The organism is Segatella copri (assembly GCF_019249655.2).
Lineage (GTDB): Bacteria > Bacteroidota > Bacteroidia > Bacteroidales > Bacteroidaceae > Prevotella.
The window spans coordinates 30,759-45,926 of record NZ_CP137557.1 but is presented as its reverse complement, the minus strand read 5'-3'; the positions used below and the strand labels follow the sequence as shown (position 1 = coordinate 45,926).

General features: G+C 50.1%; 9 protein-coding genes. 3 read left to right on the top strand and 6 right to left on the bottom strand.

Annotated elements, in window-relative coordinates; translation table 11 throughout:
- Window positions 1-6 precede the first annotated feature (6 nt).
- From KUA49_RS00125 to KUA49_RS00115, 3 genes are read right to left on the bottom strand one after another with little or no spacing between them, the layout of a single operon-like run.
- On the bottom strand, window positions 7-783 hold the full coding sequence (locus KUA49_RS00125; protein WP_218411736.1) for a TatD family hydrolase: 777 nt from the start codon (window positions 781-783) through the stop codon (window positions 7-9).
- A gap of 39 nt (window positions 784-822) precedes the next feature.
- Window positions 823-1,797 (bottom strand): polyprenyl synthetase family protein, encoded by a 975-nt coding sequence (locus KUA49_RS00120; protein ID WP_218411735.1) that lies wholly within the window; start codon window positions 1,795-1,797, stop codon window positions 823-825.
- A 50-nt stretch (window positions 1,798-1,847) separates the two neighbouring features.
- The gene (locus KUA49_RS00115; RefSeq protein WP_218411734.1) at window positions 1,848-2,582 is read right to left on the bottom strand and encodes an energy transducer TonB; all 735 of its coding nucleotides are present in this window, start codon (window positions 2,580-2,582) and stop codon (window positions 1,848-1,850) included.
- A 166-nt stretch (window positions 2,583-2,748) separates the two neighbouring features.
- Between KUA49_RS00115 and porQ the strand changes: the two genes are divergently transcribed.
- Together porQ and cmk are read left to right on the top strand one after the other, a co-directional pair.
- Complete coding sequence (porQ, locus tag KUA49_RS00110; RefSeq protein WP_218411733.1) at window positions 2,749-3,699, top strand: type IX secretion system protein PorQ; 951 nt, start codon at window positions 2,749-2,751, stop codon at window positions 3,697-3,699.
- A 27-nt stretch (window positions 3,700-3,726) separates the two neighbouring features.
- Window positions 3,727-4,419: a (d)CMP kinase gene (gene cmk, locus KUA49_RS00105; protein ID WP_218411732.1), complete on the top strand. Its 693-nt coding sequence runs from the start codon at window positions 3,727-3,729 to the stop codon at window positions 4,417-4,419.
- 462 nt (window positions 4,420-4,881) lie between these two features.
- Here cmk and KUA49_RS00100 read toward each other — a convergent pair whose 3' ends face one another.
- Genes KUA49_RS00100 through KUA49_RS00090 form a run of 3 tightly spaced genes read right to left on the bottom strand, consistent with a single transcriptional unit; the run spans window position 4,882 to window position 12,444 of the window.
- Window positions 4,882-5,757 (bottom strand): 4-hydroxy-3-methylbut-2-enyl diphosphate reductase, encoded by an 876-nt coding sequence (locus KUA49_RS00100; RefSeq protein WP_203051061.1) that lies wholly within the window; start codon window positions 5,755-5,757, stop codon window positions 4,882-4,884.
- Window positions 5,758-5,770: 13 nt separating this feature from the next.
- Window positions 5,771-6,838, bottom strand: a complete 1,068-nt coding sequence (locus tag KUA49_RS00095) for a DUF1573 domain-containing protein (protein ID WP_218411731.1) — start codon at window positions 6,836-6,838, stop codon at window positions 5,771-5,773.
- A gap of 41 nt (window positions 6,839-6,879) precedes the next feature.
- On the bottom strand, window positions 6,880-12,444 hold the full coding sequence (locus tag KUA49_RS00090) for an alpha-2-macroglobulin family protein (protein ID WP_218411730.1): 5,565 nt from the start codon (window positions 12,442-12,444) through the stop codon (window positions 6,880-6,882).
- Window positions 12,445-12,604: 160 nt separating this feature from the next.
- Between KUA49_RS00090 and KUA49_RS00085 the strand changes: the two genes are divergently transcribed.
- Window positions 12,605-15,100, top strand: a complete 2,496-nt coding sequence (locus KUA49_RS00085; RefSeq protein ID WP_218411729.1) for a GH36-type glycosyl hydrolase domain-containing protein — start codon at window positions 12,605-12,607, stop codon at window positions 15,098-15,100.
- The last annotated feature ends 68 nt before the right edge of the window (window positions 15,101-15,168 follow it).

Genomic DNA, 15,168 nt, shown 5'->3' with positions numbered 1-15,168 from the left:
TTATATTTATTCTATATGGAATACTCTTTCTACGGTTTCATTGGTTTGCTTGGCAAATTCTTCTTCACTTACGCCATAGGCTTTCGCCAAGGTTTTAAGTACTTCTAGCACAAAGGCGCTCTCGTTACGCTTGCCTCGGAATGGGACGGGAGCCATGTAAGGGCTGTCGGTTTCCAGCACGATGCGGTTCATCGGTACCACGGCAGGGAGATCTTCTCTCAGATGACTGCTCTTGAAGGTGGATACACCGCCGATGCCCAGCACGAAGTTATCGAACGAGAGGAGTTCTTCTGCCTCCTTCTGATTGCCTGTGAAGCAGTGGAACACGCCGCCAGGCAGGTCTTTCTGATACTGGCGAAGCAAGTGCACCATCTCGTTCTGTGCCTTGCGGCAATGAATCATCAGGGGCAGACGGGTTTCTATCGCCCACTTCACCTGTTCTTCGAATGCCTCCAGCTGCTCGTGCTCGAACTCACGACTCCAGTAATAATCCAGTCCGATTTCGCCGATGGCGATAAAATCGGAAATCTGCATCTTCCTGAGTTCAGCCAGCTGCTCCTTCCAATCAGCCTTCACCTCTTCGGGATGCAGACCAATCATAGGATAGGCGTAGCCCGGATATTCCCGGCTCAGGGCGAGCACGGCGTGCGTAGTTTTCACGTCGATGGCAGGCAAGAACACCTTGCCTACCCCCGCTTCTCTGGCACGAGCGAAAGCTTCCGCTCTATCCTCATCAAATTCCTCCGCATCAAAATGAGTATGCGTATCTATTACTTTGAACATTGAACTGTCAACTATTAACTATCAACTTTAAACTATTAACTAGTACTGGCGCTTCATCATTTTCTGTGCATACTTCGCCAACTCCTCCTTGCGCTCGGCAGGCACATTTACGGCATCCAGATACTTCTTACTCTGCTCGAAGTAGTAGGCTATCTTATCCTGCGCCAACTTGTCTATGCCAATCTCGTTATAGAGACGGGTTACGGCTGCCACCTTCTCCTCGCGGTCGAACTCCTGGGCATCCACCCATTTCTGCAGTTCCGCACGCTGGGCATCGTTGGCATGATTGAAGGCGTTAATGAGCATGAAGGTCTTCTTGTTCGATGTGATGTCGCCACCAATCGCCTTGCCGAACACCTTGGTATCGCCATAGACATCCAGGTAATCATCCTGCAACTGGAAAGCCAGACCAATCTGCTCGCCAAACTTATAGAGATTATCAGCATCCTCCTCAGAAGCATCAGCCAGGATGGCTCCAATCTTCAGGGCACAAGCCAGGAGTACGCTGGTCTTGAGGCGGATCATCTCGATATACTCCTCTTCCTTCACGTCGTTGCGGGTTTCAAACTCCATGTCATACTGCTGTCCCTCTCCTATTTCCAGGGCTGTGGTGGTGAAGAGCTTCATCACCTTGGCAAGATGCTTGTCATCACACTGCGCCATGCGGTCGTAGGCGAGCACCAGCATACTGTCGCCCGAAAGAATGGCGGTATTGGCGTCCCACTTCTTGTGAACGGTTTCATGACCACGGCGAAGATCGGCATTGTCCATCAGGTCGTCGTGGAGCAAGGTATAGTTGTGATAAGTCTCCAAAGCGATGGCGTTCATGAGGATTTTCTCCGGGTCTTCCTTGAAGATGTTGTAGCCCAGGAGCATCAGAACCGGACGAATACGCTTGCCTCCCAGAGAGAGAACATACTTCACTGGCTCATATAGAGAATATGGTTTGCGGTCGTATGGCAAGTTAGCCAGGAACTCATTCACCATGCTTAAGAATTCATCAGATGTCTTCATAATCAAATATAATTTAGAATATATAATTTATAATATATAAAATGTACAATTTATAGTTTGAATACCACTGGGACGGCAATCATCGTGCGGCACACCTTGTTGCGGTCCATGCCCGGCTTCCACTTCGGCATCATCTTCATCACCCTCAGCGCCTCGGCGTCGAGCACGGGGTCAGCCGATGTGCTTACCTTGGTGCTGGCGATGCTGCCATCCTTGTTCACGATGAAGGAAACCACCACGGTGCCCTGAATCTTGTTCTTCCGTGCCGACTCAGGATATTTCAGGTTCTTGGTAAGCCACTGCATGAAAGCCGACCAGCCACCAGGGAACTCCGGGATTTTCTGCACCACGGTAAACTTGATGGGCTGTTCCTGTCCGGCGGCGTTGTCTACTGCCGTTTCAGGAGCCGCCTCCTTTACATCGGCACCTTCCACCACTCCAGAACCGTCGCCAATCACCAGTTCGCTGGTGGTGGTACTTATCTTCTCGGGAGCCTTCTGCACCTGCTGCTGTTCGGTGGGCTTCACTTCCTGCGTGATAGCCTCCGAGGCAGGAGTCTTCGACATAGCCTCAGCACTCACCATATCCTTCTGGTCGGGTGGCGTCTGCATATCCAGGTCCTGTGCCAAGTCCTCAAAGTCCTCGGTCAGGTCTTCCTCTCCCTGCGGTTCTCTCTGATACTGGAGTCCCACGAAGAGGAGTGTGAATGCGATGAGCAATCCGATGAGGAAGAAGGTAAGCCTCTTGTCCTCCAACTGTGCACTATTTGATTTTTTTATTTCCACTTTTCAATCGTCATTAACTTAACCTAATTGCATGTCCGCAGCTGCTTTTTCAGCCGGAATCTGCAATATTTATCGTTTCATTTCGTTATTTTCTACGAAAACAATGCAAATTTACGTCTTATTTCTCAAAAAAGCAGTATCTTTGCCAAAGAATTAAAGTATTTAAATGAAAAAAATCGTTTTTTCCATTATATTGACGCTTTTTGCGACAAAAATGGGTGCTCAAGAGAGCCAAACTGGATATAACTTCCTCCGACTGCCTGTAAGTGCTCATGCCGCAGCCTTGGGAGGCGACAACATCACCTTGATAGAAGATGATGAGGCCCTCGTTTTCCATAATCCGGCACTGTTGGCTTCGGTAAGCGACAAGACCATCAACCTCAACTACATGAACTACATGTCGGGGGTGAACGTGGCATCGGCTTCCTTCAACCGCATCGTGAAGGAGAAGGCGTCGTGGGCGGTTTCGGCAAACTATGTGGATTACGGAAAGATGAAGCAGACTGATGAGAACAACATCCAGATGGGTGAATTCTCGGCGAAGGATATTGCCCTGGCAGGACATTTCTCCTACATGCTGGGCAAGAACTTCGTGGGTGGTATCACGGCAAAGTTCATCACATCATACATCGGCGACTACAATTCCATCGCTGTGGGCTTCGACCTGGGTCTGAACTATTACGATCCCGACCAGGAGCTGTCGCTTTCTGCCGTGGCAAAGAACCTGGGTGGACAGCTGAAGGCTTACAACGAGGATTACGAAAAGATGCCGATAGACCTGCAGGTGGGTGTGACCAAGGGATTCGAAAACATGCCGTTCAGAGTATCGGGCACACTGGTGAACCTGAACCACTGGGACAAGGGATTGAAGAACCATCTTGTGGTAGGTGCCGAACTGCTGCTGGGCGACAACCTCTGGCTGGGCGGCGGCTACAATGCCCGCAGAGCCGACGAGATGCAGATTTCTAACGGCACCGAAGGCGAGGAAAGCAGTCATGGAGCCGGCTTCTCGTTTGGTGGCGGTATCAACCTGGAGCGCTTCCACATCAACGTGGCTTACGGAAAATATCATGTAAGTAGCAGCAGTCTGCTGATAAACGTAAGCTATAAACTATAAACTGTAAATTATAAACTATAAATAATAATGAAGAAGATTACAATCGCAATAGACGGTTACTCTTCCTGCGGAAAGAGTACCATGGCAAAGGATCTTGCCAAGGAGATAGGTTATGTGTATGTGGATACAGGTGCCATGTATCGTTCGGTAACCCTCTACGCCCTGCGCCACAACCTCTTTGAGGAGGATGGCAAGGTGAAGGTGGAGGAACTGGAAGCCGAGATGCCGAACATCCAGATTTCGTTCAAGTTTAACGCTACTACCGGTCGCCCAGACTGCTATCTCAACGGCGAACTGGTGGAGAAGGAAATCCGTTCGTTGGAGGTTTCCAACCACGTAAGTCCTGTGGCAGCCGTTCCTTTCGTAAGAGAGGCGCTGGTGGCTCAGCAACAGAAGATGGGCGAAGACAAGGGCATCGTGATGGATGGTCGTGACATCGGCACCACCGTATTCCCTAACGCCGAACTGAAGATTTTCGTTACGGCAAGTTCGCAGGTGAGAGCACAGCGCCGCTTCGACGAACTGAAGGAGAAGGGCATGCCAGCCGACTTCGCCGCCATTCTGAAGAATGTGGAGGAAAGAGACTACATCGATACCCATCGTGAAACCTCCCCACTCCGCAAGGCAGATGATGCCATCACGCTGGACAATAGCGAGATGACGATTCCAGAGCAGAAGGCATGGCTCATGGAGCAATATCAGAAAGCTATCGCAGAATAAAAGATTGAGAATTCAATCGCTATCGCAGAACAATCACTTTCTGCGTTATATTTTTGCAAAAATATCTTAAAATAAAATATTTGTGCTTTAAAAATGCCATTTCAAAGAATGAGTGTTGTGGATACCCAAATTATTTTTTATTTTTGCAAACACAATGACAAGGTAGTAATGATATAGATTATAAATTTTGAGTTAATTACTGTTTTTTAAAGGTGATAAGTCCTCGGGAGAAGATTTATCACCTATTTTTTATTTTATACTTTTTCTGTCTATATCTTATTATTCAAGTTTCGCAAGTTTAGGAGTTAAAGAAGTTAAAGGAGTTATCGCTCCCTACGGTCGCTGAGGAGTTAAGACAATAGTCTTTTTGGCATAGTTTTTAAGTTGAAAGACATACGTCTTAACTCCTTAACTTCCTTAACTCCTTTAACTTCCTGATATGCGAAAGTTCAGTTATTATAATTATAATGTTTCGTTGATGATTTTCTCCTTGCATTCTTCCATCAACCATTTTGGCGTACTGGTAGCACCACAGATGCCCACGGTGTTCACACCCTTGAACCAATCCATGTTGATTTCATCAGCACTCTCTATCTGATAGCTGTTGGCATTCACGCTCTTGCATTCCTTGAAGAGCACCTTACCATTCGAACTCTTCCTGCCGCTGACAAAGAGGATGACATCATGCTTGCTGGCAAAGTTGGCGATATTCGGCATGCGGTTGGCCACCTGTCGGCAGATGGTGTCGAAGCTCTTGAAGCTGGCACCCTCCACAATATGTTCCTGGCAATATTCGATGATGCGATGGAACTCGTCGAGACTCTTGGTGGTCTGGGAATAGAGGGCGATGTCGCGACTGAAATCCAGCTTGCCTATCTCCCCTAGATGCTCCACATCCTCCAACTTCTCTACCACGATGGCATGTCCCTCGGTCTGACCCACCAAGCCCAGCACCTCGGCATGTCCCTTCTTGCCGAAGATGATGATCTGCGCCTCGGGATTGTTGACATACTGCTTCTTGATGCGACGCTGAAGCTGGAGCACCACAGGGCAGGTGGCATCGATAATCTCGATGTTGTTGCGTTCGGCAAGGGCATAGGTTTCGGGTGGCTCTCCGTGGGCACGAAGCAAAACCTTCACCCCGTGGAGTTCCTTCATCTCATCATGGTCGATGGTGGTAAGACCAGCCTCATGCAGGCGCTCCACCTCCATACCATTGTGCACGATGTCACCCAGACAGTAAAGCTTACTGCCCTTCTCCAACTCTTCCTCAGCTTTCTTGATGGCAGTGGTCACGCCAAAGCAAAAACCACTGCCGTTATCTATTTCTATCTGCACGGCTTTTTAAAGTTTAATGTACATGAATCTTTACTACAATCTTGGCATTGTCCGGATCATTCGTAATCATCAGGATACGTGGATTCTTCTTGGCACGCGACTTCTTCAAGTCTGCCTTCACCACGGTCACCTTCATCTTCACGGATTCTCCCGGTTCAATCTTGCTCTTCTTCAAATTCACCTGCAAGCCCATGGTAAACATCTGCATGCTTCTGATTTCGAGCGTCGACTTACCGTTGTTGGTAATCAGCACCTCGCCCTTCAGTTTCTTCTTGCTGCCGAAGCTGCCCAGGTCGAGGTCGGTGGTTGAAAGTTCAGCCTTTGGAGCCATCTCCTTCTTCTCTGCCGTCATGTTTTCGAAAGCAGGCAGGAGAACGGAAGAAACCACGATTTCCTTCTCTGGGGCAATCTTGTCGCCAGGGCGCTCACCCAGATAGATGGAAGTCTGGTTCAAACCGAAGTCACGCAGTTTTTTGGAATCCAGCATCAGGATGACCTCGGCAGCACGATGCGGTGCCACCTTGGATGGAGAAACCTGTGCCTGCAGGTAGCTAGGCAGATGCATTACCACCGGCTCCATCATCTGCTCGGTAGGGTTGAAGATATGGATGCGCTGAACAGGGCGGTCGCCACGGTTCACGTCATCAAACTCCACCTCCTGGGCATCCGACTTGATTTCGCCCAGCATCTCGTCATACGGGCCAGCGAAATCCACCACATTGCTCACCACTTTGCCTCGCATCGTAAGGATGAAAGGTTCGTCGGCGGCATTGGTGTAGAGGCATACCTGCTTGTTGAAGGTACCCATCTGCTTGGCATCATACACCGCCTTTACCACGAAGCTCTCGCCTGCGGCAATGCTCTTCTTAGGGTATTGCACCTCGGTGCAGCCACAACTTTTCAGCATGTTGTGGATAACCAGAGGTCTGTTGCCCTCGTTCTTCATCATGAACTCAGCCGTTACGGGATGGCGAAAAACCACCTGTCCGCAGTCTACCACCTCGTGCTGGGTTGCTATCTTCTGTGCCGATGCCGGCAGCGCCAACAGCGCTGAGAACATCAATATATTCATCCGTTTCATACTATTCTATTCTTAATTATCAATCTAATAACTATTAACTTTTAATTGTTAACTTTCAACTCATAACCCTCCGTGCGACCGCCGAATTCCGGACTGTAGGCACACCTTGCGGTGCAAGTTCCGCCCTGATAGTCGCCCTTTCTATCCACGTAGTATTCCATTTCTACGATGTGCTTACCTTTAGATAAACGATCGAAATAGAAATTTGTTGTGTTGTCTCTTGGAGAAACATAGCATCCCAAATTCCACTGATATCCGCTCAGCTGGTTGACTGGTTCCAGGCAGGCGGCACGCTTATCCATGATTTGTACGAAGTCGTAGTCACGGTCGGCGGTGATGATGAGTGTTACCTTCACCTTCTCTCCCACCTTCGCCTGTGCCGTGCCCCTGCCCTGCGATTCAGCAGGAACGATGACACGGCGCACCTTGATGCCCGATTCGGCAGAGGCTATTTCGCTAAGCGGCTGCTTAAACTCCGCATACACGGCACCCCAACTGGTATAATCGCTCTTCTTCCGGATGCTCAGCATAGATGCCTTTCCCGCCTTCTCGGTCTTGACATACCCCAACGTAGTGGAATCCTGCGGCATCGGAAGCAGCTTGCCATCCAGTTTCAGCACGGCATTCTCAGCCTTCTTGTCCCAGTTGCTTTCATTGCCCTTCATAAAGGCATAGACGGCATCCACGGTGTTCACCGGCGTATCCCAAACCTGAGTGCGCTTCGACATCAGGAGCCAGCGCTGCAGTTCCTCAATGGTCTGCTTGTCGTTTGGCTTCAGCATCTGCATCGCTTCTATCACGGATACCTGGGTAGGAATCTTATAGTTTCTCCAGCTGTAGAGTGCCTTGCGGGTATCGTAGTAGCGGCCCATCTCCTCCCGGTAAACGGCATATTCGTTCACGCTCTGCAGATATTCGCCTGCCTTTTCGCGATAGGCAGCATTCTGCTGGCTGTTTCTGGCTAGCACCACAGCAGCACGAGCCTTGCCATAGATGGTGAAATCACCGGTCATCTTCGACATCTTTTCCAGCAGATAAGCCTTGTCAGCTTCCAGATTCTGCTTCATCTTTCTGCCATCCATCGAGAGGATGTAGAGATAATGCAGCGCCTGCTCGCTAGGACTCACCTTGTGCTTTTTCTCCTCCTGCTTCTTCATTTCTCTTACTTCCTGTGCTGTCTGCCAGGAGAGATAATCAATGGCGGAAGTCAGCATCTTGGCGGTGGATTTCTGAACACCGGCAACGGCATTCAGACGAACCATCATTTCGGCTACCGACGTTGTCATATATCTGCTGCCCTTCATCCCATTCCACCAGGAGAAGGAACCGTTAGGGTTCTGCAACTTCTTCAGCTTCTCCACCTGATTCTGCAATCGGATAGTCTCCTGAGAGAGATTCTTCTCTGACTGATTTTCCAGCGAGAGATACTTCTGGATATGGGTGGTGATGGTATTGGCGTAGATGGCAGACATCAGCGAGATGGCATCCTCCTCATCCGGATTGCTGATGGCAGGCAGCGCCTTGATCATCAGCCAACTCGGGTTGTTGGTATATTCGATGGTTACCTTGGCATCATCTGCATTCTTTGCCTTTTTGCCATCCTTTCCTGCAAAGAGCTTGCTCAGGTCGAAGCTCTGCTCGCCCTTCTGATGCAGGGTGATAGGCAGGGTATTCACAACGAGTTCCCGGTTGCTCAACACAGGCAGGTAATGCTGTTCGCCATCGCTGTAGCCATTGCCGGCAGCCACCACCTTATTTATATATACACCTTCTTCCAATCCCGATACATCAAAGGAGACAATGGCTGAACCCTCGGCATCAATGTGATAGCCCTGCGTCTTCTGCCAAACCACCTTGTTGGTCTCCGGATCGAGAATCTGCATGCGGGCGTTTCCGCTCACCTTCTTGCCAGAAGTATTGGAGAGCTTAGCCACGATGGTAGCCTTGTCGCCCTCACGCAGGAAGCGAGGCATGTTAGGCTGCACCATCACGGTTTTCTGAGCCACAGCCTCATCCACCAGCAAACCGTTGCGCATCTCCTTGTCATGAGCCAAGCCCATGAACTTCCAGGTAGTTACGCTCTCTGGCAGGGTAAATCTGATGGCTACGTTGCCATTGTTGTCGCTCTCCAAGGCAGGATAGAAGAAGGCGGTCTCGTTCATATTCTCACGCACCTGTACCTTGTCGAGGAATTGTCCTGCATCTGAACCTGAACCGCCGGCAAACTGCGGCATCTCCTCTACTACATCAAAAACCTTGTTGGCAGATGGAGCAGCCGCTGCAACACGAACCATCTTAGAACCGCGAATCCTCATGACTTTCGCTTCTTCTCGAACCAGATCGTGTTTCCCTATACGAACAGACTCAACGGTTCCACCAGAAGAACGTTCCAACTTGCTTAGCTCCACCGCTTGCATATAAGCATAATAACTAAAGTATTTGCCATCAAACTTATCCACATCCAATTGCTTCTCATCATAATACTTGGTAGGATAAACGCCATTCAAGTAAAATGAACGGAAAGTGAGGTTGTGCTTCCAGTAGCAGTTTGGCAAACTCTGATAGAAGCCCAGGGAGAAATTCCAGGAATGCGGAGCTATCTGGTCGAGCGACTTGTCATAGAGTACGCTCATCAGCTGCGCCTTGGCTGGCTTGCCGTCAGGGGTGGTAATCTTCAGCGTCCACACCTCCTTCTGTCCAGGGGTCAGACGGTTGCGGAAGGTCTTCCAGGCGATATTCAGTTTCTTCTCAGGCAAAGGACGGGCGATGCTCATCATCCGGGTATAGCACTTGCCTTGCTTCACGAAACTATAGTTCAGTACAATGCCCGACGCATATTCCTCCTTGTAGGTGAAAGGCAGGGTCACGATACTGTCGCCCAACTCCCAGGCACCTTTCTCCAGCAGTTTGTTGCCGGCGATGATGGAATATACGATGTGCGCTCCGTTCTCCGAAGAACCCACCTGGATATAGACCGGCTTGCCATCACGAGGGAAGGTCTTCGCCGTCTGATAATACCATTCGGTAGTTGGCTCCACCGGATGGGTATCCTTCATGCTGAAAAGGGTGAACTTCTGCTGCAGGGTATCCTGTCCGCAGATTGCCTCCAACTGATGAACGCCAGATTTCCAAACGAGGGAAGAAGAGGCAGATGATGCAGAAGAAGCATATTCCTTGATAGAAACCGGGATATTCGCCTCGGCGTCCTTCCATTCGCCTTCATCAATGCGATATTTCAACCTGCTCGAAATCGGCATTCCACTGGCATTGCGGTAAGCGAAGGTCACCATCTTCAGACTGTCGGCCTCGATACGCTTAGGAAGATCCACTGTGAGGATGGTTGGCTTGGTGCCCAGAGGCAGACTCATCACACCCTCGTGGCTTTCGCCGCTGATGTCGGTGACAATGGCTGAGACCTCGAAGTTGAAGAAACGGGCTTGGCGCATGAAGTCGCTCATATCAGCCTCGTTCTTTCCTGGCAAGGAAGCCTCCAGCGGAATCTCCACATCAAAGGTTCCGTCCTCACGAGTCACGCAACTGTCTGTCTTCACCAACTGTCCGGCAGAGCCTGCGCCCCACCACCAGAGCTGATTTCTGCGGGTCACCTGATACTCCACCTTGGCACCCTGCACAGGCACACCAGCATAGGTCTTTGCTGAAGCTTTCACCACCACGGTGTCGCCCCAGTTATATTTCTCATTCACCTTCGGGAAGGTAATCTCGAAGGTTGGACGCTTGTATTCCTCAACTCTGAAATATTCGCTTGCTGTACCATTCACGGAGATGGAATACTGTCCTGCCTTTCCCTCCTTCGGGAGTTCGAAATCTACCGAAGCCGTACCATATTCATCGGTCGTAACCTTCTGTTCTGCCACCTGCTTCCAGTTGGCATCACTCAGGACAAACTTCAGTTCCATACTCTTTCCTGGCACGCTGGCATCCAACCCCTTCTTGACAGTATAGGAAATGGCTGAGGCATGTACCTTCTGCCCCGGGCGATAGATGGCACGATCGGTATAAACCTGATATTTAGTCTCATTATCCTTCTTCTCATAATAGCGGGTACGGCTGAGATAGATGTATCTGGCAGGCGTAAACTTGTCATTGCTGGTGGAAATCAAGACGTTTCCATCCACATTCTTGAAGTAAGCCTCGCCGTTCTCATCGGTAGTCAAGCGGGCATGAACCAGTCTCTTCCACTTGCCCGTCTTCACATCATAATCCCTGTCATAGAGCATGATCTTCGCCCCGGCGATAGGCTGGCCATCGGTAGCATTCACCACTACATAGCGATGCTTATCATCCGGCAACTGCTGGATCATCACCGCCAGATTGCTCACATAGAAGAGCTGTCGCTGCGGAGCGATGCCGGTATTATCCGAAGTTACCTCCATCAGATAGGCACCCAGCGGCAGATTGCCACCGATTTCGATGGAATCCTTCACCTCTTCGTAATCCGGACGACCATAGTAGTTGCGGCTGAAATCCTTCTGATGCAGCTTCGTAGTCTTCTTCAGGAGCATCTTATAGATAGCCTCATCCTGCGCATTATAATCGTTATCTGCCGTAATATTGAGGCGGGAGATACTGATTTTCAGGTTCTGGAGATTGCGCACGTTCAGATGCACCCACGCCTTCTCTCCAGGTCGCAATACCTGCGGCATATCCTTCACCCGGAACATCGGTTCAGTGAGTCGCTTCTGTGCATTTCTCAGCACATTCATTCTCGACCATCCACCCCAGTGGCTCAAAGCATAGTTGATATAGTTGAGCTTATCCTGCGGTTTGGCATCGGTAGCACCTTCCATGAAGCGGAAATGCTCCACGGCAAGTTCGCCTGCCTCCGGAATATCCTGATATACGTGGATGAGCGAGTCGATGGTATTCAGATACTTCGACTTCTTCACCTCTCTCACGTCGTCCTGGCGGTATTTCTCGATGAGCTTGTAGGCACAGAGACAAGCCGCACCCCTATTTCCCACCTTATTATAATAGGTGTACAGCTGCAGATACGCCTCCTTGCTGTCTGCCTCGAAACCGATGAGATGCAGCAGATCATTCTTGAAGGAACTTCCGTCCACCCCTTTTAGAGTCAGCGGCACATACTCAGAAGAAGCATGCTTGGCAAGAAGCTCTGGGTGCGCCATCGCTTTCTTGAAGAACTCCCGGCTCTTCTTCAGGTTTACCTTTCGCTGAGTTTGATAATAAGAAGCATCCTCCCTTTGTTCCAAAGAAGCCTCATCCACTTCTATTCCATACGGATTATCATGATATACCTTGCCGAGCACAGCATATCTCACCGCTTTCAGCATCGGGTCATTTGTCTTCAAAGCTTCAGCCTCCATCCGCTTCACATTCGGCGTCAGTGAGTCTGCAGAAATCTCTTTCCAGAGCGTCATCTGCCTCATCTCAGCAGCCAGCAGCTGGCCGTAGTCTTTAGCCGCAGAAGCCTTGGAGATGATTTTCTTCATCACCCCAATCTCGCTCCTAGGCTTATCCTTCCGAGCGATGATGTCAGCTTGCTTCCACAAGTTGTCGTATGTCTGTGCCGCTGCTTGCATCAAGGCAAAAACGGCAATGATGAGTGTTAGAATGTATCTTTTCATAAGCCAACTGTATATTATGTTAATTATAACCTGTTAAACATCAAACTTTCTAGTGCAAAAATACAAAAAAATATCTGTTTTCTAACCTTTAAGCTGAAACTTTTTGCTATCTTTGCACCAAAATAATATAAATTACCTAAAAATAAACATTAAAAAAACAATGGTAGAGAAAAAGTACGGTCATTTTGATGACGCCAATCGCGAGTACGTGATTACAGATCCAAAGACTCCATGGCCTTGGATCAACTATTTGGGTAACGAGGATTTCTTCTCGCTCATCTCAAACACAGCAGGTGGTTATTCCTTCTACAAGGATGCCAAGTTCCGTCGCATCACCCGTTACCGCTACAACGGTGTGCCGATGGATAACGGCGGTCGCTATTTCTACATCAAGGATGGCGATACCGTATGGAACCCAGGGTGGAAACCTTGCAAGACACCGCTCGACAGCTACGAGTGCCGCCACGGCATGAACTATACCCGCATCACGGGCAGCAAGAACGGCGTGGAGGCAAGTGTGCTCTTCTTCGTGCCACTGCACACCTGGGCAGAGGTGCAGAAGATGACGCTGAAGAACCAGTCGCAGGAGGTGAAGACCCTCAAGGTATTCTCCTTTGCCGAATGGTGCCTCTGGAATGCAGCCACCGATATGGAGAACTTCCAGCGCAACTTCTCAACGGGCGAAGTAGAGATAGAGGGTTCTACCATCTATCACAAGACCGAATATCGTGAGCGCCGCAACCACTATGCTTTCTACACAGTGAATACCGAGATTCAGGGCTACGATACCGACCGCGAGAGCTTCATCGGACTCTACAACGAGTTTGCTGAGCCGGAAGCCGTGATGGAAGGCAAGCCACGCAACAGTTTTGCCCACGGATGGAGCCCTATCGCATCTCATTATATCGAGGTTACCCTGCAGCCAGGCGAGAGCCGCGACCTCATCTTCCTGCTGGGCTATGTGGAGAACGAGCAGGACAAGAAGTTTAGCGCCAAGAAGGTAATCAACAAGGAGAAGGCTCATCAGCTTATCGCCAAGCTTGATACCACCGAAAAGGTGGATGCAGCCTTTGCTGAACTCAACCAGTACTGGGATAACCTGCTGAACATCTTCACCGTGAAGAGCGGCAACGACAAGTTAGACCGCATGGTGAACATCTGGAACCAGTATCAGTGCATGATTACCTTCTGCATGTCGCGTTCGGCAAGTTTCTTCGAGAGCGGCATCGGCAGAGGCATGGGCTTCCGCGATTCCAACCAGGACCTCGTAGGCTTCGTGCATCAGATTCCTACCCGTGCCCGCCAGCGCATCATCGACATCGCCAGCACCCAGTTCCCAGACGGTGGTTGCTATCACCAGTATCAGCCACTCACCAAGCGTGGCAACAACGACATAGGTGGCGGTTTCAACGACGACCCATGCTGGCTCATTTTCGGCACCGTGGCCTATATCAAGGAAACGGGCGACTTCTCCATCCTCTCAGAGCAGGTGCCTTTCGACAACCAGCCAGGCAGCGAGGTGAGTCTCTTTGAACATCTGAAGATTTCGATGAACCATGTTATCAACAACCTGGGTCCGCATAAGCTTCCACTCATCGGCAGAGCCGACTGGAACGACTGTCTGAACCTGAACTGCTTCTCCTGGGATCCTAACGAGAGTTTCCAGACCACCGAGAACAAGGGCGAAGGCAGCAAGGCAGAGAGCCTGATGATAGCCGGTCTGTTCGTTGTTACCGGAAAGGACTACGTGGCTCTGTGCAAGCAGCTTGCCAAGGAAGCCGCGAACAGCCATGAAGGCACTATCGCCGGACTTGCCGAGGAAGATTATCTCGTAGAAGCCGAGCGCATGCAGCAGGCTGTAGATGAGATGAACGAGGCTGTGAAGCAGCATGGATGGGACGGTGAATGGTTCCTCCGCGCTTACGATTTCTTCGGCAACAAGATTGGTAGTGATGAGAACGAGGAAGGCAAGATCTTCATCGAGAGTCAGGGCTGGTGTACCATGGCTGGCATCGGACTGGAAGAAGGTCTCTGCGCCAAGGCATTGGACAGTGCCAAGGAGCGCCTGGAATGCGAACACGGAATGGTGCTGAACAACCCAGCCTACACCACCTATCATGTAGAGATGGGCGAGATTTCATCCTATCCGGAAGGTTACAAGGAGAATGCCGGCATCTTCTGCCACAACAATCCTTGGGTCATCATCGGCGAAACCGTTGCCGGACGTGGCAATGATGCCTGGAATCATTATACCAAGATTCTGCCAAGCTATGTAGAGGAGAAGTATCAGACCCTGCACAAGGTGGAGCCATACGTAAACTGCCAGATGGTAGCCGGCAAGGATGCTGCCAAGCCAGGCGAAGGCAAGAACTCATGGTTAACAGGCACTGCCGCCTGGATGTGGTACACCGTGTCGGAGTTCATCCTCGGCATCAAACCAGATTACGAGGGATTGAACATCGACCCATGTCTGCCAAGCACCGCCCATGAGTACGAGGTAACCCGCAAGTTCCGTGGTGGCGAATACCACATCGTGGTAAAGAACCCAGAAGGAAGGGAGAAAGGCGTGAAGCAGATTACAGTGGATGGCAAAGCCATCGCAGGCACCATCGTTCCTTGCCTGGAAGGCAAGCACGAAGTGGTGGTTGAAATGTAAGAAAAAAGAACTCCCATGACAAGCTTCAGCAGCGAGCCATGGGAGTTTTTTTGTATTTATAACCTAAA